This window comes from Burkholderia sp. MBR-1 (genome assembly GCF_013822785.1).
In the GTDB taxonomy this organism is placed as follows: Bacteria; Pseudomonadota; Gammaproteobacteria; order Burkholderiales; family Burkholderiaceae; genus Burkholderia; species Burkholderia vietnamiensis.
The window spans coordinates 2,084,871-2,107,066 of the sequence record NZ_CP053609.1 but is presented as its reverse complement, the minus strand read 5'-3'; the positions used below and the strand labels follow the sequence as shown (position 1 = coordinate 2,107,066).

23 protein-coding genes are annotated in these 22,196 nt (G+C 68.8%); 18 read left to right on the top strand and 5 right to left on the bottom strand.

What is annotated here, in order from left to right; genetic code table 11:
* Window positions 1-107 precede the first annotated feature (107 nt).
* From MBR110_RS09760 to MBR110_RS09740, 5 genes are all read left to right on the top strand, one after another.
* Window positions 108-1,325: a bifunctional cobalt-precorrin-7 (C(5))-methyltransferase/cobalt-precorrin-6B (C(15))-methyltransferase gene (locus MBR110_RS09760; RefSeq protein ID WP_059562751.1), complete on the top strand. Its 1,218-nt coding sequence runs from the start codon at window positions 108-110 to the stop codon at window positions 1,323-1,325.
* Window positions 1,325-2,413 (top strand): cobalt-precorrin-5B (C(1))-methyltransferase, encoded by a 1,089-nt coding sequence (locus tag MBR110_RS09755; protein ID WP_011884849.1) that lies wholly within the window; start codon window positions 1,325-1,327, stop codon window positions 2,411-2,413. Before MBR110_RS09760 ends, MBR110_RS09755 begins: the two co-directional genes overlap by 1 nt.
* Window positions 2,410-3,153 (top strand): cobalt-precorrin-6A reductase, encoded by a 744-nt coding sequence (locus tag MBR110_RS09750; RefSeq protein ID WP_045579111.1) that lies wholly within the window; start codon window positions 2,410-2,412, stop codon window positions 3,151-3,153. Before MBR110_RS09755 ends, MBR110_RS09750 begins: the two co-directional genes overlap by 4 nt.
* A gap of 13 nt (window positions 3,154-3,166) precedes the next feature.
* Entirely contained in the window at window positions 3,167-3,895 is a 729-nt protein-coding gene (gene cobM, locus MBR110_RS09745) for a precorrin-4 C(11)-methyltransferase (RefSeq protein ID WP_011884853.1), read from the top strand.
* A gap of 61 nt (window positions 3,896-3,956) precedes the next feature.
* Window positions 3,957-4,817, top strand: coding sequence for a hypothetical protein (locus MBR110_RS09740; protein ID WP_059562694.1), 861 nt, complete (start codon window positions 3,957-3,959; stop codon window positions 4,815-4,817).
* Window positions 4,818-4,894: 77 nt separating this feature from the next.
* Here the strand turns inward: MBR110_RS09740 and MBR110_RS09735 are convergent, their stop codons facing one another.
* Window positions 4,895-6,079, bottom strand: a complete 1,185-nt coding sequence (locus tag MBR110_RS09735; RefSeq protein WP_045579108.1) for an MFS transporter — start codon at window positions 6,077-6,079, stop codon at window positions 4,895-4,897.
* Window positions 6,080-6,210: 131 nt separating this feature from the next.
* On the opposite strand from MBR110_RS09735, the gene MBR110_RS09730 reads away from it, so the two are divergent.
* Entirely contained in the window at window positions 6,211-6,723 is a 513-nt protein-coding gene (locus MBR110_RS09730) for a MarR family winged helix-turn-helix transcriptional regulator (protein ID WP_059562691.1), read from the top strand.
* A gap of 178 nt (window positions 6,724-6,901) precedes the next feature.
* Here MBR110_RS09730 and MBR110_RS09725 read toward each other — a convergent pair whose 3' ends face one another.
* Entirely contained in the window at window positions 6,902-7,606 is a 705-nt protein-coding gene (locus MBR110_RS09725; protein ID WP_014723040.1) for a glutathione S-transferase N-terminal domain-containing protein, read from the bottom strand.
* A 425-nt stretch (window positions 7,607-8,031) separates the two neighbouring features.
* Here MBR110_RS09725 and MBR110_RS09720 point away from each other — a divergent pair, with 425 nt between their 5' ends.
* Both MBR110_RS09720 and MBR110_RS09715 read left to right on the top strand, forming a co-directional pair.
* Entirely contained in the window at window positions 8,032-8,469 is a 438-nt protein-coding gene (locus MBR110_RS09720) for a hypothetical protein (RefSeq protein ID WP_034193134.1), read from the top strand.
* A gap of 121 nt (window positions 8,470-8,590) precedes the next feature.
* A complete protein-coding gene (locus MBR110_RS09715) occupies window positions 8,591-8,803 on the top strand; it encodes a hypothetical protein (RefSeq protein WP_011884867.1) in 213 nt (70 codons plus the stop codon).
* A 175-nt stretch (window positions 8,804-8,978) separates the two neighbouring features.
* On the opposite strand, the gene MBR110_RS09710 is transcribed toward MBR110_RS09715, so the two are convergent.
* Window positions 8,979-10,127, bottom strand: coding sequence for a hypothetical protein (locus MBR110_RS09710; protein ID WP_059734195.1), 1,149 nt, complete (start codon window positions 10,125-10,127; stop codon window positions 8,979-8,981).
* A gap of 359 nt (window positions 10,128-10,486) precedes the next feature.
* Here MBR110_RS09710 and MBR110_RS09705 point away from each other — a divergent pair, with 359 nt between their 5' ends.
* From MBR110_RS09705 to MBR110_RS09695, 3 genes are all read left to right on the top strand, one after another.
* The gene (locus MBR110_RS09705; RefSeq protein WP_014723045.1) at window positions 10,487-11,587 is read left to right on the top strand and encodes an NAD(P)H-dependent flavin oxidoreductase; all 1,101 of its coding nucleotides are present in this window, start codon (window positions 10,487-10,489) and stop codon (window positions 11,585-11,587) included.
* Between the two features lie 156 nt (window positions 11,588-11,743).
* The gene (locus MBR110_RS09700) at window positions 11,744-12,115 is read left to right on the top strand and encodes a GFA family protein (RefSeq protein ID WP_014723046.1); all 372 of its coding nucleotides are present in this window, start codon (window positions 11,744-11,746) and stop codon (window positions 12,113-12,115) included.
* A complete protein-coding gene (locus MBR110_RS09695) occupies window positions 12,112-12,255 on the top strand; it encodes a hypothetical protein (RefSeq protein WP_014723047.1) in 144 nt (47 codons plus the stop codon). The genes MBR110_RS09700 and MBR110_RS09695 overlap by 4 nt, the downstream gene beginning before the upstream one ends.
* A gap of 271 nt (window positions 12,256-12,526) precedes the next feature.
* Here the strand turns inward: MBR110_RS09695 and MBR110_RS09690 are convergent, their stop codons facing one another.
* Window positions 12,527-13,345: a response regulator transcription factor gene (locus tag MBR110_RS09690; RefSeq protein WP_011884874.1), complete on the bottom strand. Its 819-nt coding sequence runs from the start codon at window positions 13,343-13,345 to the stop codon at window positions 12,527-12,529.
* Window positions 13,346-13,495: 150 nt separating this feature from the next.
* Here MBR110_RS09690 and MBR110_RS09685 point away from each other — a divergent pair, with 150 nt between their 5' ends.
* The gene (locus tag MBR110_RS09685; protein ID WP_014723049.1) at window positions 13,496-14,341 is read left to right on the top strand and encodes a carbon-nitrogen hydrolase family protein; all 846 of its coding nucleotides are present in this window, start codon (window positions 13,496-13,498) and stop codon (window positions 14,339-14,341) included.
* A 136-nt stretch (window positions 14,342-14,477) separates the two neighbouring features.
* A complete protein-coding gene (locus tag MBR110_RS09680; RefSeq protein ID WP_011884877.1) occupies window positions 14,478-15,818 on the top strand; it encodes an APC family permease in 1,341 nt (446 codons plus the stop codon).
* A gap of 503 nt (window positions 15,819-16,321) precedes the next feature.
* Here MBR110_RS09680 and MBR110_RS09675 read toward each other — a convergent pair.
* Window positions 16,322-17,248, bottom strand: coding sequence for a LysR family transcriptional regulator (locus MBR110_RS09675; protein WP_045579103.1), 927 nt, complete (start codon window positions 17,246-17,248; stop codon window positions 16,322-16,324).
* Window positions 17,249-17,545: 297 nt separating this feature from the next.
* Here MBR110_RS09675 and MBR110_RS09670 point away from each other — a divergent pair, with 297 nt between their 5' ends.
* From MBR110_RS09670 to MBR110_RS09650, 5 genes are read left to right on the top strand one after another with little or no spacing between them, the layout of a single operon-like run.
* On the top strand, window positions 17,546-18,460 hold the full coding sequence (locus tag MBR110_RS09670; RefSeq protein ID WP_059734199.1) for a SphA family protein: 915 nt from the start codon (window positions 17,546-17,548) through the stop codon (window positions 18,458-18,460).
* A gap of 51 nt (window positions 18,461-18,511) precedes the next feature.
* A complete protein-coding gene (locus MBR110_RS09665; protein ID WP_059734202.1) occupies window positions 18,512-19,675 on the top strand; it encodes an alpha/beta hydrolase family protein in 1,164 nt (387 codons plus the stop codon).
* A 26-nt stretch (window positions 19,676-19,701) separates the two neighbouring features.
* Entirely contained in the window at window positions 19,702-20,652 is a 951-nt protein-coding gene (locus tag MBR110_RS09660) for a VOC family protein (RefSeq protein ID WP_059461756.1), read from the top strand.
* A 12-nt stretch (window positions 20,653-20,664) separates the two neighbouring features.
* Window positions 20,665-21,036 (top strand): Rieske (2Fe-2S) protein, encoded by a 372-nt coding sequence (locus MBR110_RS09655; RefSeq protein WP_181709044.1) that lies wholly within the window; start codon window positions 20,665-20,667, stop codon window positions 21,034-21,036.
* Between the two features lie 19 nt (window positions 21,037-21,055).
* The gene (locus MBR110_RS09650) at window positions 21,056-22,186 is read left to right on the top strand and encodes an FAD-dependent oxidoreductase (protein WP_059734207.1); all 1,131 of its coding nucleotides are present in this window, start codon (window positions 21,056-21,058) and stop codon (window positions 22,184-22,186) included.
* Window positions 22,187-22,196: the final 10 nt, after the last annotated feature.

Below are 22,196 nucleotides of genomic sequence, written 5' to 3'. Positions count from 1 at the left end.
GTGGAACACGCTACCATGCCGTCTTTCGCAATGCGGATCGCCGCACCGGCGCGCGCGTGTGCGCCGCGCGCGGCGACTCGATGGAACCGGACGATGGGGAAGGATGGATGACGGCGTGGCTGACGGTAGTGGGCATCGGCGACGACGGCTACGCGGGGCTCGGGCGCAGCGCGCGGCGCGCGCTGCTCGACGCGACGCGGATCATCGGCGCGCGGCGGCACCTCGACATGCTGCCGGCGCGGCTGACGGCCGCCCGCGAAGCGTGGCCGTCGCCGTTCGATCTGTCGGGCCTGCTCGCGACGCGCGGCGCGCCCGTCTGCGTGCTCGCGAGCGGCGACCCGATGCTGTTCGGCGTCGGCGCGACGCTCGCGCGTGAGCTGGGCGCCGACGAATGGCGCGTGCTGCCCGCGCCGTCGTCGCTGTCGCTTGCGGCCGCGCGCCTCGGCTGGGCGTTGCAGGACGTCGGCGCCGTGTCGCTCGTCGGCCGGCCGCTCGCGACACTCGCGCGCCACCTGCTGCCGGGCCGGCGCCTGTTCGTGTTGAGCGCGGACGGCCGCACACCGGCCACGGTCGCCGCCGAACTGACGGCGCGCGGCTTCGGGCCGACCCGCATCAGCGTGTTCGAGCACCTCGGCGGCCCGCTGGAGCGGCGCATCGACGGCCTCGCGCACGACTGGCGGATCGACGAAACCGCGGCGCTCAATCTCGTCGCGCTCGACTGCGTGGCCGGCGCCGATGCGCCGCGCCGCGCGCTCACGCCGGGCCTGCCCGACGACGCATACCGGCACGACGGCCAGCTCACCAAGCGCGACATGCGCGCGCTGACGCTCGGGCGTCTCGCGCCCGCGCCGGGCGAGCTGCTGTGGGACGTGGGCGCGGGCAGCGGCTCGATCGGCATCGAATGGATGCGGGCGCATCCGTCGTGTCACGCCATCGCGATCGAGTCGCACGCGGAACGGCAGCGTTACATCGAACACAACCGCGACGCGCTCGGCGTGCCGGGCCTGCAACTCGTCGCCGGGCGCGCGCCCGCTGCGCTCATGGGGCTGGCGCCGCCCGACGCGATCTTCATCGGCGGCGGCGCGACTGGGGCCGGCGTGCTCGACGCGTGCTGGGCCGCGCTGAAGCCGGGCGGGCGGCTCGTCGCGAACGCGGTGACGCTGCAGGGCGAGCTCGCGCTCGCCGCGTGGCGCGACGCACACGGCGGCTCGCTCATGCGCGTGTCGCTCGCGCATGCCGAGCCGCTCGGCCGCTTCGACACGTGGCGGCAGCCGCTGCCGGTCACGCTGTACGACGTGCGCAAGCCCGACGCGGGCGCTGCATGATGCGCGACGAAACGCCCGAACAGCCGGCGCCGCTGCGGTTCGGCTACACGACCGGCAGCTGCGCCACCGCGACGTCGCTCGCGGCCGCGCGCCTGCTGCTCGGCGGCCGTGCCGACGATGCGGTCGAGATCGTGTTGCCGAAGGGCCAGCGCGTGATGATGCGGCTCGAATTCTGCCGGACCACGGCGGCCGGCGCCGAAGCCGGCACGATCAAGGACGCCGGCGACGATCCCGACGTCACGCACGGCGCGCTGGTGTTTGCGCGCGTCGCGCTGTCGGCCGCGCCGGGCGTGCGCTTCCATGCGGGGCCGGGCGTCGGCACGGTGACGCGCGCGGGGCTCACGCTGCCGATCGGCGAGCCGGCGATCAACCCGGTGCCGCGCCAGATGATGACGACGCACCTCGACGCGCTCGCGGCCGAGCACGGCTATACGGGCGGATTCGACGTGACGATCGGCGTCGAGGGCGGCGAGGCGCTCGCACTGAAGACGATGAACCCGCGGCTCGGCATCGTCGGCGGCCTGTCGATCCTCGGCACGACCGGCATCGTGCGGCCGTTCTCCTGTGCGGCGTACATCGCATCGATCCATCAGGGCATCGACGTCGCGCGCGCGAACGGCATCGCGCACATCGCCGCGTGCACCGGCAACGCGAGCGAGGACGCGATGCGCGCGCACTACGGGCTGCCCGACATCGCGCTGATCGAGATGGGCGATTTCGCGGGCGCGGTGCTCAAGCATCTGCGCCGGGCGCCGCTCGCGCGCGTGTCGATGTGCGGCGGTTTCGGCAAGCTCAGCAAGCTCGCGGCCGGCCATCTCGACCTGCACAGCCGCCATTCGAGCATCGACCTGCCGCTGCTCGCGCAGTGGGCGGCCGACGCCGGCGCGAGCGACGCGCTGCAGGCCGCGATGCGCGCGGCCAACACGAGCCAGGAAGCGCTGAAGCTCGCGCTCGCCGACGGCGTGCCGCTCGGCGACATCGTCTGCGCACATGCGCTGCGCGTCGCGCGCGACATCGTGCCAGCCTCGGTCGCGGTCGAGATGTTCGCGATCGACCGGCAAGGGCGCTTCGTCGGGAGTGCGCGATGAGCGCGCGCATCCTGCTGCTCGGCGGCACCGGCGACGCGTTGAAGATCGCGCGCGCCCTCGGCCCGCGACACGTGTACAGCCTCGCGGGCCTCGGCAAGGTGCCCGACGATCTGCGCTGCGCGGTGCGGGTCGGCGGCTTCGGCGGCGCGGCCGGGCTCGCCGCGTATCTGCGCGATGCCGGCATCGGGCTCGTGATCGACGCGACGCATCCGTATGCCGCGCAAATCAGCGCGAACGCGGCCGCCGCCGCGCGCGACGCGCACGTGCCGCTGTGGGCGCTGCGCCGCGCACCGTGGACGCCCCAGCCGGGCGACGACTGGCGCATGGTCGGCGACTGGGCCGGCATCGAGGCGGCGCTCGCGCCGTTTCGGCGGCCGCTGTTCACGCTCGGCCGCGAGCCGCTCGCGCACCTCGACGCGATCCCGCCGCACCAGTTCTGGGTGGTGCGCTGTCTCGATCCGCATCCGGGCAATGCGCGCGCGCAGATCGTCGCCGCGCGCGGGCCGTACACGCTCGAAGGCGAACGCGCGCTGTTCGCGCTCGCCGGGATCGACGTCGTCGTCAGCAAGAACAGCGGCGGCGCCGCGACCGAGGCGAAGCTCGACGTCGCCCGCGAGCGCCGGCTGCCCGTCGTGATGCTCGAACGTCCGCCGCTGCCCGCCGCCGATCGCACCTTCGACTCGGCCGCCGCGCTGCTCGACGCACTCGATCCGGCCGCGCGCGGCCACTCAATGAATTGACGGAGAATTTTCGATGACGGTGTATTTCATCGGCGCGGGCCCCGGCGACCCGGAGCTGATCACGGTGAAGGGCCAGCGCCTCGTGCGCACGTGCCCGGTGATCCTGTACGCAGGCTCGCTCGTGCCGCCCGCCGTGCTCGACGGCCATCGCGCGGAGCAGGTCGTCAATACCGCCGACCTCGATCTCGACGCGATCGTCGCATTGCTCGCCGACGCGCATGCGAAAGGGCAGGACGTCGCGCGCGTGCATTCGGGCGATCCGTCGTTGTACGGCGCGATCGGCGAGCAGATCCGCCGGCTCGACGCGCTCGGGATCCCGTATCAAATCGTGCCGGGCGTGACGGCCACGGCCGCGTGCGCGGCGACGCTCGGCGTCGAGCTGACGCTGCCCGGCGTCGCGCAGACGGTGATCCTCACGCGCTTCGCGGGCAAGACGACGATGCCGGAAGGCGAAGCGCTCGGCGCGCTCGCCGCGCATCGCGCGACGCTCGCGATCCATCTGGGCGTGCGTCACCTCGCGCGCATCGTCGACGAAGTGCTGCCGCACTACGGGCCCGATTGCCCGGTCGCGGTGATCTATCGCGCGAGCTGGCCCGACGAGGAGCGCGTGACCGGCACGCTGGCCGACATCGTCGCGAAGGTCGACCGCACGGCCATCGAGCGCACCGCGCTGATCCTGATCGGCCGCGTGCTCGACGCGCACGGATTCGCCGACTCGACGCTCTATGCGAGCACGCGGTGAGCCGCCGCGCGGCAACGCGCGGGGCGGGCGTCGCGACCGGCCGGCCACGGGACAACCTGACATGAGCATCCGAATCCGGCCGCGCGTCGTACGTTTTGCGACCGAGCTTGCAGCCGCGCTCGTCACCGTAATCGCCGCCGCGCCCGTGCTTGCCGCTGCGCCGTCGGACGAAGCCCGTGCGGTGCCGTTCGTCGAAGTCGCGAAAACCGCGGCGCCCGATCGTGACTGGCAGCGCAACCTATGCGCGCTCGTTTCGGCGAAGTGCGACGCCGATGCCGATGCGAAGCCGTCGCTGTATCGCATCAAAGGCGACGGGCCGGCCGACTACTACGCGATCCTGCCGGGCCCGCAATTGCTGAAGCTCGCCTACGCGGCAGGCTGGAAGGTGCTGCAGCGCTGGGATTTCTCCGATTACGCGCCGGCCGAGCGCGAACTCGGCGACGGCACCGCGCCGCCGCTCGATATCTATCCGGCGCTGTATCCGCTCGGCGGCGATCGCGTCGCGGTCGCGGTGCTCGCCGGTTGGTCCGAGATGTATTCGGGCGGCGGCGGTAGCTGGCAAGACGCGGACTTCGTCGAGTTGCTGCCGAACGGCGCGCATGCGAGCCAGCCACGGATCGCGACGCTGCCGTTCAGCTGCAGTAAGACGATTCGTGCGTGTTTCTCGGAGCGCGAGTACAAGCATGCGCCGCATTGCAGCGAGGACTTCGACGGGACGCTGCGGCTGCGCTTCGTGCCCGGTGCGCGGCGCGGCGAGCTCGACTGGATCGCGACCTGGAAGGAGACGCATTGGCCAGGGCTCAAGCCGCGGAGTGCGACCCAGCGCACGTCGGTGTCGGTCACGTTGCCGGCCGGGCAGGACCCGGTAGCCGCCGGCCGCGAATTGCGCGACCGGGTGTCGTTTTGCGAACCGCTCAATTGAGCTTCGCACGCCGCGCTGCATCACAGTGGCGCCGCCGCGGTGCAGGAACGGCGCGGCAAGCGAGCGCCTGACGCGCATCACGCACGCGCGACGCGCCGCGCGACCTGCGGCGCAAAACCGGCCGCGAGCGCGAACAGCACGACGCAAAGGCACGCCATCGCGACCCACGCGGGCGACAGATCGGCCAGATGCTCGCGCACGACGCCGGCCGCGAACGGAAACAGCGCGGCGATCAGATAGCCGATCCCCTGCACGAAGCCGGTCAGCGCTGCCGCGTCGGCCGGCGTCGGCGCATGGTCGACGGTCACGATCAGCGACAGCGGAAACAGCGCGCCGATGCCCGCGCCGAGCAGCAGCGCGGCCGGCAGCGCCAGCGTGAGCGGCGCGGCGAGCATCACGAGCAGCCCCGCGAGCAGCGCCGCGATCGCCGCGTACAGCGCCGGACGCCGATCGGGCAACCGATCGATCGTCGCCGACACCGCGAGCCCCGCGACGACTTCCGCAAGCGTCACGCCGCCGAGCAGACTGCCGGCTGCCGTCGGCGACCAGCCGAGCCGCATGTAGTACGGCGGCAGCCACGCGAGCACGAGCGTATACGCGCCCGTCGCGATCCCGAAGAACAGCGCGAGCCGCCACGCGCGCGGCGAGCGCGACGGCTGCAACTGCGCGGCGTGCGGCAAACCCGTGGCGGCGCCGCGAACGTCGCCGCCACGGCTGGCGAGCGGCCAAACGAGCGCGGCAACCGCGGCCGGCAGCGCCCAGCCCGCGAGCGCCATCGGCCAATCCCAGCGCGCGGCGGCGAGCGGCGCCACCACGCTCGCCAGCACCGCGCCTCCCATGATCGACGTCGAATAGATGCCCATCGCGCCGCCGATCCGGGTCGGGAAATGCGTCTTCACGAACGCGGGCAGCAACGCCTGCACCATCGCGATGCCGAGCCCCGCGCAACCCGCGCTCGCCAGCAGCAGCCACGCGTGCTGCGCGCCGATGCGCGACGCGCATGCGAGCGCGATCAGCACGACGCCGAGCCACACGCCGGCCGCGCAGCCCACGGCCCGCTGCAACGACCGCGCGCCGAGCGCGCCCGCGCCCATCAGCAGGATCGGGATCGTGGTCAACAGGCTCGCCGCGCCGTCGGCGATGCCGGTCGCCCGCTGGATCATGTCGAGCAACGGGCCGATCGCGGCCAGCGCCGGGCGCAGGTTCAGCCCGACCAGGACGATGGCGGCCAGCCGCCATCCGGGGGAAGTGAAACGATTCATCGAACGGCCCTCGAGCGTGGTGCACTGCGCGTGCGTCGGCGCGCGATGCGTTTTCAGGTAAAGTGTCTCGACATCAAGATAAATGGCAATTTATCTCGACGTCAAGATAACCGCCGAGCCGAGGAGGGTTAATGGATCGAGCCGCGCATGCGCTCGCGCAATGGCGCGCCGAGCGTCCGGATCTGGATGCAACGTCGATGCTGGTGATGGGGCGGCTGCAGGAAGCCGCGCTCGTGATCGCGCGCGACGGGCTGAATCCGCTGTTTGCGCGCTACGGCCTTCTGCCGGGCGAATTCGACGTGCTGGCGACGCTGCGGCGCAGCGGCGCGCCGTTCGCGCTGACGCCGACGGCGCTGTACGACGCGTTGATGATGTCGTCGGGCGGCATGACCGCGCGCATCGATCGCCTGCAGAAGGCCGGCTGGGTCGAACGCCGGCCGAATCCGGCCGACGGCCGCGGCACGCTCGTCGCGCTGACCGACGCCGGCCGTGCGCTGATCGACGAAGCGGTGGGCGCGCACGTCGACAACCAGCGCGCGATGCTCGCCGCGTTGTCGGACGCGGAGCAGGCGCAGCTGGCGGCGTTGCTGGAAAAGCTGCTGGCGGGACTCGGGGAGGGAAATTCGGGGTCCGACGGGCAATAGCGGTCGGAAAGCGGGGGCCGAATACGACGCGGCGGCAGGTGCTCGGATGCGCAGGTATGCAGGTGTATGACCGACCGCGACCCATGCACGAACCGCCACGCAAACACCCGCCGCACGCGGCAGCAGGCGCAATAGCCGGCAGCCAGCGGTTCCCGCCGGCGCCGGCCCGTGCCGCGCGTCAGTCGCGTGCCGGGATATTGAGCCCGCGCGCGACGGCCGGCCGCGCGACGAATGCGTCGAGCGCGCGCGCGACGTGGCGGAATTCGCCGAAGCCGACCAGGTCGCCCGCCTCGTAGAAACCGACCAGGTTCCGCACCCACGGGAAGATCGCGATGTCGGCGATCGTGTACGTATCGCCCATCATCCACGTGCGGTTCGCGAGATGCGCGTCGAGTACGCCGAGCAGGCGCTTGGACTCGGCGACGTAACGGTCGCGCGGACGCTTGTCGTCGTAGTCGCGGCCGGCGAATTTGTGGAAGAAGCCGACCTGGCCGAACATCGGCCCGATGCCGCCCATCTGGAACATCACCCACTGGATCGTCTCGTAGCGGCCCGCTGCGTCCTTCGGGATCAGCTGGCCGGTCTTGTCGGCGAGATAGAGCAGGATCGCGCCGGACTCGAACAGCGCCAGCGGCCGGCCGTCGGGGCCGTTCGGATCGATGATCGCCGGAATCTTGTTGTTCGGGTTCAGCGACAGGAACTCGGGCGACAACTGGTCGTTCGTGTCGAAGCGCACGAGATGCGGCTCGTACGGCAGGTCGGTTTCCTCGAGCATGATCGACACCTTGACGCCGTTCGGCGTGGGCAGCGAGTACAGCTGGAGGCGGTCCGGGTGCCGGGCCGGCCATTTTTTCGTGATCGGGAAGGCGGACAGATCGGGCATGGCGTTTCGCTCGTCAACGTTGAGAATCGCGCTCCGGCCGGCCGCCGCGCATCCTTGCCGCGGCGACATGGACGCGACGAACGCATCGAGAGGCGGGCGGGGCGCGCCGAAAAGAGGCCCACTGTAGCCGATCGCCGCGATCCGTGCAGACCGTGCCCGCGGCGCGCGCGTTCGTGCGCGATCGGGCGCCCGAACGCCGCGTCGTCACAACTCGTGCCGCAGGCCGACCATCGCGGCCATCGTGCCGACGCCGGGCGCGACCGCCGTTGTCGTCGACGCCGGTCGGCATCCCGACCGGCGCAATTGGTTACAAATCGACACCGTGCCCGATGCGCGGACGTTGCAGACTACGCGGCGTACCGGCTCGGCGATGCGCTCGCGCGCGGCGCCGCATGCCCCCGACGGACCTCGACTCACGGACCCCGATGAAGTTTCCCACGCTCCTGATGCTCGGCTGCGGCGCCACGCTGCTGGCCGCCTGCCACCTGCTCCGCGATGGCCCGAGCGCCGCCGACGTCGACGCCGCGGTGCGCCGCGCGCTCGAAGCGGAAAACCACGGCGGCCTCAATGCGCTGTTCGGCCAGCCGCTGCCGGTGTCGGCCGACGTGATCTCGGCGAAGCCCGACGGCGACTGCAGAAAGGCCGGCGAACGCACGTATGCCTGCGACGTCGTGGTCACGTGGCGCAATACCGATTACGCGCCGTCGCGCGCGAACCTGACGTTCGTGCAGGCCGCCGACGGTTCGTGGCAAACCTCGGGCGTCGATGCGGCGATCGCGACGGGCGCCGCCAAGTCGCTGATCGACCGGATCGGCAAGGCGTGGCCAGGGAGTTCCGCGAGCGCGGCGACCGCGCGGCAATGACGGGACGAAGGGCGCTACGGGCACGCGTCCCTTCGTCGCACCCATCATCCGTATTCGGGTCTGGATATAGGGAAAACCCTTAATTCGAGATATAATCGGCGGCCAGAAGAAAGGTCGAACCATGCCCGAACGTTTCCATTCCCTCGAAAAATTCGTGTTCTCGCTCGTCGTGCTGTCCGCAGTCGTCTGCTCGGCATTCCTCGCGTACGAGCGTCATCCTGAAATCAAGATCGCACTGCACGAAGGCGAAGCGCTGATGCGCGAAAGCGCGAAGTATTCGGTCGTCTGCTCGCCGTCGAAGTACGATCCTTGCGCCGAGATGTCGGCTTATTGAGCGAAGTTATGGGGTAGATCGCGGAAAATCGAGCGGTCGCCCGCCATCGCGGCCCGGGCCGTCGCTCAGATTTCCCCCGGCGATTCGGCAGCACGCCGCCCGAACCACCGGGCGCGGCGACACCCTGAACAACGTGAACAACGGCCCCGCATCGAGCCATCGAGCGGGGCCGTCGTCATTGCGACGCGCACGAATCGTCGTCGACGGCCGCCGCCGATGCACCGGTGGCGGCTTCGGCCCGTGCCTGCCGCACCGTATCCGACGCCACTGCCTGCAGCCGTTGCGCGAGCTGCGGTGTAATGCCGAGCTGCGCAGCCGCTTGCTCGCGCGCGCCGAGCGTGCGCACATCGACGCCAGCGATCTGCTGGAACAGCACGAGCGCGCTCAGATAGGCGCCGGTCACGCCCGGATGCAGATAGTCGGGCCGCGAGATCGGCGGGTCGTTGTCCGCGCGGATTCCGTACCACAGCAGCGGCGCGCCGGAGCGCGCATACGGGTCGGGATCGGCGACGCCGGTGGCCCAGGCACGCTGCCATGCGCGGCCGACCGGCGCAACCGCGACGATTGCCGGGTCGCTCCGGCGCGCACGCGCGAATGCGTCGCGATATGCGGCGACGAGCTCGGTCAGCCGGGCGAGGTAGCGCCCATGAAAACCAGCGCTGCCCGGCTCGCCGGCTAGCGCTCGCGCGAGCTCGGCACGCGGCCAGGTTTCATATAGATAGACGCGCGCGTGCGGCGCGACCGCCCGGATGCCGCGCGCGAGCTGCGCGACGCTCGCGCAGAACCCGGCCGGATCGCTCGCGGCCGCGTGCGTGAGCGCAAACGGCAACGGCTTCGCGCTCAGCTCCTGCAGCACGACCGCGTCCCAGGTCGGGCGGTCGATCACGTCCGATGCGACACGGTCGTGCTTCGCGAGACTCGTCGCAGACATCGCCTCGAGGTGAACGTCGTAGTCGAGCCCGGCTTCGGCGGCAAAGCGCGCGAAGATGCCCGGAATGCCGCCCCACGGACCGCGCTCGCGTTCCGCTCGCGCGCCGGTCTGCCCGAAGTTCTCGTCGACGACGCGCGCGGTGCCGCCGACTTCCCGGCCGCCCGCGTCCATTGCACCGTACGAACGCACCGGTTCGTAGCGGCCGTGCGTGAGGCTGTCGCCGACGAACAGAATATGCAGCGGCGCTCGCTCGGGCGGCACGGCCGGCGTGCGGGACGCGTCGCCGCCCGACGCAGCGGCGGCAGGACCGGCGATCAGCCACAGCGCGACGCACGTCAGCGCGCGATGCGCGACGCGGCGACAGGAGCATGGCACGGCGGATCGTTCGGTCATTGCGGCGTTCCGGAAAGACGCGTCGCCGCAGTATTTCATGAAGCGGCGCGACCGCACAGGCCGCACCGAGCGTGCGGTAGACTGCCCGCTGGCTATCGCACGCACGGCGCCGCCCATCACGCATCCATCACCCACCACCTCGGCCCACATGGACCGCATCGATGCGATGAAAGCGTTCATCGTCACGCCGGCGCGGGCCGTCGCCTCCGACGTTCGCCGGCCGCGGATGCGGATAGCCGCGCGACCGTTTTTCGAGGCGCACACGAGCACCGCGCTGCCGCACCGGACCACGCGGACGATCCGGCCGAGCGCGACCCCGCCGCAGCACTCCGATCCAGGACATCGCAGGAGACAAGAACATGATTCGACCGACCGACAACCGGACGCTGTTGCGCACGCTCGGCGTGCGTATCCCGATCATCCAGGCGCCGATGGCCGGCGTCGGCACGCCGGCGCTGGCGGCCGCCGTGTCGAATGCGGGCGGGCTCGGCTCGCTCGGCGTCGGCGCGACGAACGCCGAAGGCGCGCGCAAGATGATCCGCGACACGCGCGCGCTCACCGAGCGGCCGTTCAACGTCAACCTGTTCTGCCACCAGCCGGCCCGCGCCGATGCCGCCGTCGAACGCGCGTGGCTCGACTGGCTCGCGCCGGCGTTCCGCGAGCAGCGCGCGGCGCCGCCCGCATCGCTCGCCGAAATCTACACGAGCTTCGTCGCCGACGATGCGATGCTCGAGATGCTGCTCGACGAAAAGCCGGCCGTCGTCAGCTTTCATTTCGGCTTGCCGTCCGATGAAGCCATCGCCGTGCTCAAGCGCGCGGGCATCACGCTGTTCGCCACCGCGACCCATCCCGACGAAGCCGCGCAGATCGCCGCGGCCGGCATCGACGCGATCGTCGCGCAGGGCATCGAGGCCGGCGGGCACCGCGGCGTATTCGACTCGACCGAACGCGATGACGGGCTCGGCACGTTCGCGCTCACGCGCCTGCTCGTGCGCGAATGCGCGGTGCCGGTGATCGCGGCGGGCGGCATCATGGACGGCGAAGGCATCGCCGCGGTGCTCGCGCTCGGCGCGCAGGCCGCCCAGCTCGGCACCGCGTTCGTCGCGTGTCCGGAGACGTCGATCGACGACGGCTATCGCCGCGCGATCGTCGGCGACGCGGCGCGCCGCACGACCTTCACGACGGCGATTTCGGGGCGCGTCGCGCGCGGCATCGCGAACCGGCTGACCGCCCTCGGCGACGATCCGCACGCACCGCCGACGCCTGCCTATCCGATCGCGTACGACGCGGGCAAGGCGCTGCATGCGGCCGCGAAGGCCAACGGCGAATTCGGCTACGGCGCGCAGTGGGCCGGGCAGGCCGCGCCGCTGATCCGGCCGTTGCCGGCGGCGGAACTCGTCGCGGTGCTCGAGCGCGAGACGCGCGACGCCGTCGCACGGTTGCAGCACGCGCTGGACTGATCACACCGGCCGCTCGGCGCGGCGCGTGCCATGGGGCACCCGCACCGGGCGCCGAATTGCAACGTCATGTATCGGCGCGCCGCGCGGATACAGTGAGATACAACGCGTCGGCCGCCGCACGCTATAACGCACACGTGATCGAACGAGGAGTGCGACATGAGTGTCACGTGGTTCAACGGATCGTGCCATTGCGGCGCGGTGAAATTCGCGGTGCGGACCGCGCTCGAGCCGGCCGCTCGCTGCAACTGCAGCCTGTGCCGCCGCCGCGGCGCGCTGATGAGCCCGATGTTCGCCGCGGCCGACCTGAAGATCGTCGAAGGCGAGGACGTGCTGACGCTCTACCGCTTCAACACGCACACGGCGCGCCATTATTTCTGCAGCCGTTGCGGCGTCTATCCGTTCCATCAAACGCGCCGGGATCCGGCATGCTGGCGCGTCAATCTCGGTTGCCTCGACGGCGTCGATCCGTATGCGCTGCCCGCGACCGTCGCCAACGGCGCGAGCCTTTCCGTCGTGGAGGACGCATGAAGCGCTGGCTGATGATCCTGTTGTTCGCCGCAGGCGGCGTCGCGACCGAAGTTGCGCATCCGGTGCAATGCTCGCTGCTGCCGGTCAGCCGGCAGCGTAGCGGCAATCGGCGCGTTCGCGGCGACGGCAGTAGCGTGTGAGCGTATCGACCGGTGATGGGTTCTCGACTTCAGCGCCGACCGGATCGATGGATCCGATGAATCGATGGACGCCACTCTAGGCGCGTCGAGCCGGCGTTCGAACACCCACCGTGGACGAACAGTCTTGCGTCGAAGGGCGGAGAACGGCGGCGGCGCGGTCATGGCAACACTTCGGCGCATGCACCGATTCCATCGACGAGCCGCGCGACGGCCAGCATCGAACCGGCCGCCGGAGAAGGAAAGCGCACGCAACATCGCGCCACCACGAACCTCAACCGCGCTCGCCCGTGCGCTCGCGGTCGTAGAACGTCGCGAACAGCTCGGATTGCGATCCGACGCCGAGCTTCGCGTAGATATGCTTCTTGTGCGCCCGCACGGTCTCGAACGAAATCGACAGCTTCTCCGCGATTGCACGCGACGAAAATCCACTCAACGACAGCATCGCGACTTCGATCTCGCGCGTGGTCAGCGCGCCGCGCCCGTTTTTTCCGGTGAGCATCCCGAAGCGCGCATGCGGATCGGGCGCCGCGTGCGGCGCCGCCCGAGGCGCGGCGGTCGCGACGAACGTTTCGAAGCGCACGCGCTGCTGCATCAGCGACAGCACCCACGGCGTGTACAGCGTCAGCAGCGCGGTCTCGCGCTCGTCGTACCTGCTCGTCTTGCCGAGCGAGAATCCCAGCGTGTGGTCGCGATCGATCACGACGTTGAAATGCACTTCGTCGCCGACGATGTTCTTCTTGAAGTAGCGCTGGTAGTACTCGGTCGTACGGAAGTTGTCAGGCGCGACGTCGGCGAGCGTGTAGAAGCCCGACGCATGCGTTTCGAAGGCGGCCAGATAGAACGGATCGAGCTGATAGAGCGCGGCGAGATAGTCCTGGAACATCAGGTCGATCTTGCCGTCGGGCAGCGCCTGTTCGGCGAGCACCAGCGGCGCCGCATCGCGCGCGAACAGCAGCGCGACCCAGTTGTCGAAAGCGACGTGCCGCTCGAGGACACGCGTGAGGCGCGCCCAGAAATGCGGGCCATCGAGCGCCTCGATGGCCGAGCCGATCTCCCGATGAAAGGCGAGATCTCGCCATTCGAAGTCCATCGTGTGCTCCGGTGGGGGTAACCCTGGCGGGGAATTTGAGGTCAAAAATAATACCCCGATAATCGCTTCCGGTTCGTTGTGCCGCGGCGCATGCGGCCCGCGCGGCGCACCAGACGCGCCAACGAAAGCCAATTGGAAGGAGAAGGTTTGATGCAGGTAGAACTCGCGCAATTGACGCTCGTCGACGCCGACGTCGCGCACAACACGCGCAAGGTGCTCGACACGATCGAGCGCGCCGATACGGCGGCGGGCACCCGGCTGATCGTGTTCCCCGAAACGACGCTGTCGGGTTTCCCGACGCGCGAGAACGTCGCCGACGTCGCCCAGACGCTCGACGGCCCCGCATTGTCGGCGGTGCGCGACGCGGCGCGGCGCAAGGGCGTTGCGGTCGCGGTCGGCCTTGCCGAGCGTGACGGCGAGCGCTTCTACAACACGACGGTGCTCGTCGACGAGCACGGCGACATCGTGCTGCACTATCGCAAGACGCACCTGTGGGCGTCCGACGTCGGCGTGTTCACACCGGGCGAGCGCTTCGCGACCTGCGTGTGGAACGGGCTGACCGTGGGGCTGCTGATCTGCTACGACATCGAGTTTCCGGAAACGGCACGCGCGATCGGCACGCTCGACGCCGATCTGCTGATCGTGACGAACGGCAACATGGACCCGTTCGGCCCCGTGCATCGCCGCGCGATCGTCGCGCGCGCGATGGAGAACCAGATGTTCGCGCTGATGGTGAACCGCTGCGGCAGCGGCGACGACGACCTCACGTTCGCCGGCCTTTCCGCGCTCGTCGATCCGTTCGGCGACACCGTGCTGGAGCTCGGCCGCGACGAAGCGATCGTGCAGGCGCGCATCGATCCGACGCGCCTCGAAGCGAGCCGCGAGCACTACAACTATCTGCACGACGCGCGCGTGGCGCTCGGCCTGACACGCATCGAACAGGTCGACGGACAACGCACGCGCACCATCGAGCCGCCGCGCCGGCGCGGCGAGTAACCGAAAGCACCGAAAGCCGCAGTCCATTCATCGCATGGGGCAGGGCGCGACGCCCGGCCCATGCGCGCTCGTTCCATTGCGTTGCCGGCCGGACGGCAGACAGATTCGTATTGGCCGCGAAGGCCCGGGAGATAACATGCAAGCCTCGTCAACCCATGAACCGCTGCAGCTGAAGCGCACGCTCGGCCTGCCGTCCGTGCTGCTGTTCGGGCTCGCCTACATGGCGCCGTTGATCGTGTACGGCACGTACGGCGTGCTGGCCAAGGCCAGCGGCGACACGGCCGCGCTCGCCTATCTGCTGGCGCTGGTCGCGATCGCGTTCACCGCGCTCAGCTACGGCAAGCTCGCGCGGCTCTATCCGACCGCCGGCTCGGCCTATACGTACACGCGCAAGACGTTCAATCCGCATCTCGGCTTCATGATCGGATGGGCGACGCTGCTCGATTACTTCTTCCTGCCGATGGTGATCTGGCTGATCGGCGCCGCGTACCTGAATGCGGCATTTCCGCACGTGCCGACCTGGATCTGGATCGTCGCGTTCATCGTGTTGACGAGCGGCCTGAACATCGTCGGCATCGAGCTCGCCGCGCGCTTCAACATCGTGCTGATGGTCGTGCAGCTCGCGATCGTCGCGATGTTCGTCGTGCTGTGCTGGCACTATGCGTCGGCAGCGGCGGGCGCGGGCGGCATCGCGATGGCGGAGCCGTTCTTCAAGCCGCACGTACCGTTCGGCGCAACGATGGCCGGCGCGGCGATCGCCGCGTATTCGTATCTCGGCTTCGATGCGGTGTCGACGCTGACCGAAGAGACGATCGATCCGAAACGCAACATGCCGCGCGCGATCCTGCTGATTGCGCTGATCGGCGGCGCAATCTTCGTGATCGCGGCATATGCGATGCAGCTCGCGCATCCGGGCGTGGAATTCAAGGACACGGATTCGGCCGCCTTCGAAGTGGCGAAGATGATCGGCGGCGATCTGTTCGTGACGGTGTTCCTCGCCGGGCTGATCCTCGCGCAGTTCGCGTCCGGCATCTCGGCGCAAGCGAGCGTCGGCCGGTTGCTGTATGCAATGGGCCGCGACGAGATCCTGCCGAAGCGCATCTTCGGGGTCATTCATCCGCGGTTCAAGACGCCGGCCGTGAATATCGCGCTGGCCGGCATCGTCGGGCTGATCGCGTTGAAGCTCGATGTCGCCACCTCGACGTCGTTCATCAACTTCGGCGCGTTCCTTGCATTCACGGCCGTCAATCTGTGCGTGATTCGCCTGTACCTGTCGGGCCGTCATGGCGAGCGCCGGATCGGCGTGTTCGGCGGGCTCGTGTTCCCGGCGATCGGCGCGGTGGCCGACCTCTGGCTGCTGGCGAGCCTCGAGAAAACCGCAATCGTGCTGGGCCTCGTGTGGTTCGGGCTCGGGCTCGTGTATCTGTGCTGGATTACGCGGCTGTTTCGGCAGGCGCCGCCTGAAGTGGCGATTTGAGTTGGGTCGGCGACGCTTGCCGGCGTTGGGCGGCGTCGCGCATGTCAATCATCGCACCGCCCTGTGGTCGGGCGGTGTCGTCAATGCGGGCGTCAGCGGTTGCGCCGGGCACCACGGCTCGAGTTTGCGATCGGTACGTCGTGGGCCGGGCTAACTGACGATGCTAGTGTCGAGCGCAGCCTTCCCGGCTGACGCGAAGATCGAAGCGCTCGACGTATCGAGTGGCGCACTGCCGGCAGTGCGCCGCTAACCTTTCGGTGGGCATCGTTCCGAGCCCGCCAAACCCACACTGCATTCGGTTCGGCGAAACGAGCAGTCGGCGCGTCGCGGTTCGAGTTGCGTGATGTTGCGGCTCGCCATCCACTGCGGCATATCGAGCGCCCCCGCAGCCATGCTGCTGACTACCCGCGACCAACACCCGCACGAACACGACCGAGCCCGCAGCGACGATCGTCGACCAATCCAGCACAGCGGGTCATCCCCGATACCCCGACCGCGACGATCTAGCCGTCGCCAAGACGTGCGCGGTCCATCGCCGCGACGGCCTCTTTCAGCAGCGCGCGCAGCCACATGAGGCCCTGGTCCGACGTGCGATGCTTGTGCCATTGAACGGACTGCTCCATCGTGGGCACGGTGAGCGGCACGTCGCGCAACACGAGCGGCAGGTCGCGCGCAGCCGCTTCGGCGAGCCGCCGGTGCATCGTGGCAATGCGGTTCGTGCCGACGAGCAGATGCGCGGGCGAGAGGAAACTGTACGTACTCGCCTCCACGCGCCTCACGACGCCGAGCCGCTGCATGAACCAGGCTTCGAGCGCGGTCTGCCCTTCGCCGACCTGCACGACGATGTGCCCGGCGCCCATGTAGCGCTCTTTGGTCAGCTCGCCCTTTGCGAGCGGACTGTGCTCCCATAAAACGCAGCAGAACGTTTCCTCCAGCAGCACCTCGGCCGGATGCTCGGTCGAGCAATATTCCTTGGGGATGATGAGCAGGTCCGCTTCGCCGCGCTCCAGCACTCGGTGCGGATAGGCGACCTGCGGGCGCAGATCGAAACCGATGCCGGGCGCCTGCGCGTAGGCGAGCCTGAACAGGTGCGGAATCAGCGTCGTCATCGTGTAGTCGGACACGAAGAGCCGGAACAGGCGACACGCCTGCGCGGGCACGAATTCGGGCTGGGCCGTCACCGTGGCATCCACACGGACGAGGATGTCTCGCACGGCGTCCTTCAGGGCCTCGGCACGCGGCGTGGGCTCCATCTTGCGACCAACCTGCACGAGCAGTTCGTCGTCGAAGTATTCGCGTAGCCGCGCAAGCGCGTTGCTCGTCGCTGACTGGCTCAGGTGGATTTTCTCGGCGGCGCGGCTGATGTTCTGTTCGCTCAAGAGCGCGTCGAGCGCGACGAGCAGATTGAGGTCGAGCTTGTTGAACCGCATGCGGGGCGTCTCCGTGCTTCTCATTCTTGTCGCGGTGTGAGCGCGGCATACAGGGTTACACCTGAGTGTATTCACACCATCGATAGCGCGTATGGATTGAATCCATTTCTGCAATACGTGGGCCTATCTTAACCTATGTCACATCCCGCTGCGATCACGCATGCATCGCGTCGGGAGGCCAGCGTCAGTGCACTTTCAGCGTGCACGTACGACTCGTACGTGCGCCGTGCGCGCCACGCTTTCCACTACTAAAGAGACGCCGCACGGCACGAACGCCGTCCAGGTTGAGGAGACAGCATGTTGAAAAAATCGGCCGCAATGGCCATCGGCTGCGCAGTATCGGTAGCCGTTTCGATGAACCAGGCACAGGCATTCGAAGGCGGGGTTTCGCCGTATCCCGCCGGCGCGGTGGGCACGAATTTCGCCAATCTTCCGCCGATTCCGGGCCTGTTCGCGCTGCAGCAGTTCAACTACAGCTTTTCGAACGGCCTCTATGGCAACGACGGCAAGAAGCTGCCCATCCCGTTTCATTCGTCGGTGTTCTCCGAGACGACGCGTCTGCTGCTGGCCTATCCGTTTCATCTGCTGGGCGGGAGCGTCTATACGCAGCTCGTCATTCCGGTGGTGTCGCTGCATACGAGCGTAGCGGGGCAGTCGGGCACGCAGAACGGCCTTTCCAACATCACGCTGACACCCGTGTTGCTGCAATGGCGCCTGTCGCAGAACCTTGCGATCGCGTCGGGCATCGACGTCGCGTTCGAGAACGGTTCCTACAGCCCCGTGAAGGCGAGCGTCGCGGTGGGCTACACGTCGGTGCAGCCGGTGTTCTCGATTCGCTACAACGCGCCCAACGGCCTCGACGTCGGCATCGCCAACCGCCTGCTGCTCAACGCGAAGAACGGCACGACGAACTATCGCTCGGGCAATGGCTATGTCGGCGAGTTCGAGGCCGGCTGGAACTTCGGCCCCTGGAAGCTCGGCGTGGTGGGCGAGTATCTGAACCAGTTCAGCGACGACAAGGCCAACGGCGCGAACGTGGGCAATCGCATGCGGACCTTCGGCATCGGCCCGTCGCTCGTCTACGACGCGAGAAGCTGGAACATCAACCTCAACTATCAGCAGGGCGTGTATGCCGCGAATACATCGAAGAGCAACAACGTGTGGCTGAACATCGCCATTCCGCTGTGGCCCGGCTTCGGGCGCAAGGGCTAGCGCTTACGCGCGCATCGCAAGCAGTACGTCACCTCAACGAAGGCAATCAGTATGTTTCGCTACTTTCCTACCAACTACGTCTGGAACCTGTCCGTCGATCTCGCCATTGAAATGGGCGCGCGCATGGGCGAAATCGAGGACATGTGCGCGCCGCTAATGGAGGCGTCGCGCCAGCCCGATGCGGAAGGCACCCGCGCGTTTCGCGAAGCCTGGGTCAAGACGGCCGACCGCCTGTGCGACCTCGCAGGCGAAGATGAAGCGCAAGGACGGCTGCTCTCCGCGGGCGAGAAACACCGGCGTGCCGCCATGTATCTCATCACGGCCGAGCGCATGCTTGCGCACGATGCGCCCGGGCGCATCGACCTGTACCGCCGTTCGCTCGATACGTTCGACCGGGCCATCGCGCTGACCGGCGAAAACTGCGAGCGCGTGACCATTCCGTACGGCGATGGGCACTTGTCCGGCCTGCTCGTGAAGGCGCAGCAGACCTGCGGCGCGCGCAGCCCGCTGCTCGTGCAGGTGAACGGCCTCGATTCGACCAAGGAAATGAAGTACTTCGTCGGCTTGCCGGCATGGCTCGCACAGCGCGGCGTGTCGTCGCTGATCGTCGATCAGCCCGGCACCGGCGAAGCGCTGCGGCTGCATGGCATGCACGCGGTCTACAACACCGAGGTCTGGGCGAGCCGTATCGTGGACTGGCTCGAAACGCGCGACGACGTGGACGCAAAGCGGATCGGCATGGAGGGCGTCTCGCTCGGCGGCTACTACTGTCCGCGCGCGGTCGCCTTCGAGCCGCGTTTCGCGTGCGGCGTCGTATGGGGCGCGAATCACGACTGGCGCGACGTGCAGAAAAAGCGCCTGCAGCGCGAGGGCAACTTCCCGGTGCCGCATTACTGGAAGCACGTCTGCTGGGTCTGGGGCGCCAAAGACATCGACGACTTCATGCGCATCGCGGAAGACGTGCATCTCGACGGCGTGGTCGAACGCATCAAGGTGCCGTTCCTCGTCACGCACGGCTCGAAGGACTCGCAGATTCCCGTGGCCTGGGCGCATCGCACCTACGAGCAGCTCGTGAACAGCCCGAAGCGCGAACTGAAGATTTTCACCGAACGCGAAGGCGGCGTGCAGCACTCGAGCTTCGACAACTCCATCAACGCGGGGCACTTCATCGCCGACTGGGTCGCCGAAACCCTCGGCGGACGCACCGCACGCTGATCCACCTTTTCTTGGAACGCAATCTTATGAACATCATCGGACTCGATACGCTGGCCTTCGGCGTGGACGACGTCGCCGCGTGCGGCCAGTATCTGATCGACTATGGCCTGGTGCCGGTGCGCCGCGACGACACCGGCGGGCGCTTCGAAGCGCTCGACGGCACGGGCATCGAAATCGCGCATCGCGACGACGCGCGCCTCGCACCTTCGCTCGGCACGGCGAGCATGCTGCGCAAGACCGTCTACGGCGTGGCCGACGCCGCGGCGCTCGATGCGATTGCCGGCGAGCTGCATCGCGACCGCGAAGTGCGCACGCTCGCCGACGGGTCGATCGAATCGATGGACGACATGGGCTTTGCCATCGGCTTTCAGCTCACGAAGCGCCGGCCGCTTTCGCTGCCCGCCGAGCCGGTGAACGCGCCGGGCGCGCCGGCGCAACGCGCACCGAACGTGGTCGGCGCACGAGACGATGCCGCGCTCACGCCGCGCACGCTTTCGCACGTCGTCTACTTCGTGCCGGACGCCGCGCGCGCCGAGGCGTTCTACGTGGAGCGGCTCGGCTTTCGCTGCACGGACCGCTTCACGGGCGTCGGCCCGTTCCTGCAGCCGGCCGGCACGCTCGACCATCACACGCTGTTCATGATCGAGACGCCACCGTTCATGAAGGGCTGCGAACACTTCACGTTCCATATGGGCGGTCCGAGCGAGGTGCTTCAGGCAGGCACGCGGTTCGTCGCGAAGGGCTACCAGTCGTTCTGGGGGCCGGGGCGTCACCGCTTCGGCTCCAACTGGTTCTGGTACTTCAACAGCCCGTTCGGCTGCCACGTGGAGTACGACGCCGACATGGACCTGCACGATACGGACTGGACCGCACGCGAGGCCGCGCTGGGCGCGGACACATCGCAGCTGTTCCTGTTCCAGCATCGCGAGAACTGGGCGCCGGGTGCGGCGCCGCCGGCCGGCGTCAAGGCGGACTGACCGCGCACGACCATGTCCGAGCCATTGCTTCGAGTACGCCTGGCAAGCGTCGCGGATCTGCCCGATCCCGGCGCGCGCGGCTTCGATCCCGACGGAGCGGGGCGCGACACGATCTTCGTCGTGCGGCGCGGCGAGCAGCTTCATGCCTGGCGCGACGCCTGCCCGCATTTCGGCGACACGCCGATGGCCTGGCGCAAGGACGCCTATCTGAACGGCGACGCCACGCGCATCGTCTGTCACGCGCACGGCGCGCAGTTCGACATGGCGAGCGGCGTGTGCCTGCTCGGACCGTGCCTCGGCCGGCGGCTGATCGCGGTTCCCATCGAAGTGACGGAAGACGGCTACGTCGTGCTGGTCCGGCACGACACACGATCGGTCACATAAAGCACCAGGAGACACCCCTATGACATCCTCCCTTCAGCGCATCCTCGTCATCGGCGGAGGGTTCGCCGGCATGACGACCGCGATCCAGTGCGCGAAGCTCGGCCTGAGCGTCGATCTCGTGGAAATCGACACGGGCTGGCGTTCGTATGGCGCGGGCATCAGCATCGGCGGCCCGACGCTGCGCGCCCTGCGCACCGTGGGCGTGCTCGACGCCTTCTTCGAACACGGCCACGGCGGCGACGGCGTGAACCTCTTCACCGCCGCGGGCCATCCGATCGGCACGTTGCCGACGCCGCGCGTAGCGGGCGACGACGTGCCCGGCGGCGGAGCCATCATGCGCCCCGCGCTGGCCGGAATTCTGGCGGATGCGACGCGTGCGGCCGGCGTGCACGTGCGGCTCGGCTGCACGTTCTCGCAGATCGCGCAGCGCGACGACGGCGTGGACGTGACGTTCACGGACGGCACGAACGGCCGCTACGATCTCGTGGTGGGCGCCGACGGCCTGTACTCGAAAGTGCGCGATGCCGTGTTCCCGGATGCGCCCAAGCCGCGCTACACCGGTCAGGGCGTGTGGCGTGCGGTCGTGCCGCGGCCGGCGGAGATCGCCTGCGCCACGATGTGGTTGGGGCAGAAGGTGAAGGTCGGCGTCAATCCTGTTTCGCAGGAAGAAATGTACGTCTTCGTCACGGAAGACCGGCCGACGAACGAGCGCGTCGATCCCGCGCACTGGCCGCGCATGCTCGCGGATCTGCTGGCGCCGTTCGGCGCGCCGCTGGTGCAATCCATTCGCGCGCAGGTGGGACCGCAGTCGCACTGCATCTATCGTCCGCTGGAAAGCCTGCTGCTGCCGCAGCCCTGGTTCAGCGCGCGCGTGGTGCTGGTGGGCGACGCCGTGCACGCCACCACGCCGCATATGGCCGCGGGCGCGGGCATCGGCATCGAAGACGGCATCGTGCTGGCCGAGGAGCTGGGACGCGGCGCGACGGTGCAGGCGGCGTTGCAGGCTTTCCAGGCGCGGCGCTGGGAGCGCTGCCGCATGGTGGTGGAAAACTCCGGGCGCCTCGGCGAGATCGAGATCAGCGGCGGCGACAAGGCTGAACACACCCGCATCATGCACGAGACGCACCAGCGGCTCGCGCAGCAGATCTGACGACCGGAGC

Bases quoted from the DNA above. Each gene is read 5' to 3' on its own strand.
- MBR110_RS09760 (WP_059562751.1), top strand. From the start codon at position 108: ATGACGGCGTGGCTGACGGTAGTGGGCATCGGCGACGACGGCTACGCG.
- MBR110_RS09755 (WP_011884849.1), top strand. From the start codon at position 1,325: ATGCGCGACGAAACGCCCGAACAGCCGGCGCCGCTGCGGTTCGGCTAC.
- MBR110_RS09750 (WP_045579111.1), top strand. From the start codon at position 2,410: ATGAGCGCGCGCATCCTGCTGCTCGGCGGCACCGGCGACGCGTTGAAG.
- cobM (WP_011884853.1), top strand. From the start codon at position 3,167: ATGACGGTGTATTTCATCGGCGCGGGCCCCGGCGACCCGGAGCTGATC.
- MBR110_RS09740 (WP_059562694.1), top strand. From the start codon at position 3,957: ATGAGCATCCGAATCCGGCCGCGCGTCGTACGTTTTGCGACCGAGCTT.
- MBR110_RS09735 (WP_045579108.1), bottom strand. From the start codon at position 6,079: ATGAATCGTTTCACTTCCCCCGGATGGCGGCTGGCCGCCATCGTCCTG.
- MBR110_RS09730 (WP_059562691.1), top strand. From the start codon at position 6,211: ATGGATCGAGCCGCGCATGCGCTCGCGCAATGGCGCGCCGAGCGTCCG.
- MBR110_RS09725 (WP_014723040.1), bottom strand. From the start codon at position 7,606: ATGCCCGATCTGTCCGCCTTCCCGATCACGAAAAAATGGCCGGCCCGG.
- MBR110_RS09720 (WP_034193134.1), top strand. From the start codon at position 8,032: ATGAAGTTTCCCACGCTCCTGATGCTCGGCTGCGGCGCCACGCTGCTG.
- MBR110_RS09715 (WP_011884867.1), top strand. From the start codon at position 8,591: ATGCCCGAACGTTTCCATTCCCTCGAAAAATTCGTGTTCTCGCTCGTC.
- MBR110_RS09710 (WP_059734195.1), bottom strand. From the start codon at position 10,127: ATGACCGAACGATCCGCCGTGCCATGCTCCTGTCGCCGCGTCGCGCAT.
- MBR110_RS09705 (WP_014723045.1), top strand. From the start codon at position 10,487: ATGATTCGACCGACCGACAACCGGACGCTGTTGCGCACGCTCGGCGTG.
- MBR110_RS09700 (WP_014723046.1), top strand. From the start codon at position 11,744: ATGAGTGTCACGTGGTTCAACGGATCGTGCCATTGCGGCGCGGTGAAA.
- MBR110_RS09695 (WP_014723047.1), top strand. From the start codon at position 12,112: ATGAAGCGCTGGCTGATGATCCTGTTGTTCGCCGCAGGCGGCGTCGCG.
- MBR110_RS09690 (WP_011884874.1), bottom strand. From the start codon at position 13,345: ATGGACTTCGAATGGCGAGATCTCGCCTTTCATCGGGAGATCGGCTCG.
- MBR110_RS09685 (WP_014723049.1), top strand. From the start codon at position 13,496: ATGCAGGTAGAACTCGCGCAATTGACGCTCGTCGACGCCGACGTCGCG.
- MBR110_RS09680 (WP_011884877.1), top strand. From the start codon at position 14,478: ATGCAAGCCTCGTCAACCCATGAACCGCTGCAGCTGAAGCGCACGCTC.
- MBR110_RS09675 (WP_045579103.1), bottom strand. From the start codon at position 17,248: ATGCGGTTCAACAAGCTCGACCTCAATCTGCTCGTCGCGCTCGACGCG.
- MBR110_RS09670 (WP_059734199.1), top strand. From the start codon at position 17,546: ATGTTGAAAAAATCGGCCGCAATGGCCATCGGCTGCGCAGTATCGGTA.
- MBR110_RS09665 (WP_059734202.1), top strand. From the start codon at position 18,512: ATGTTTCGCTACTTTCCTACCAACTACGTCTGGAACCTGTCCGTCGAT.
- MBR110_RS09660 (WP_059461756.1), top strand. From the start codon at position 19,702: ATGAACATCATCGGACTCGATACGCTGGCCTTCGGCGTGGACGACGTC.
- MBR110_RS09655 (WP_181709044.1), top strand. From the start codon at position 20,665: ATGTCCGAGCCATTGCTTCGAGTACGCCTGGCAAGCGTCGCGGATCTG.
- MBR110_RS09650 (WP_059734207.1), top strand. From the start codon at position 21,056: ATGACATCCTCCCTTCAGCGCATCCTCGTCATCGGCGGAGGGTTCGCC.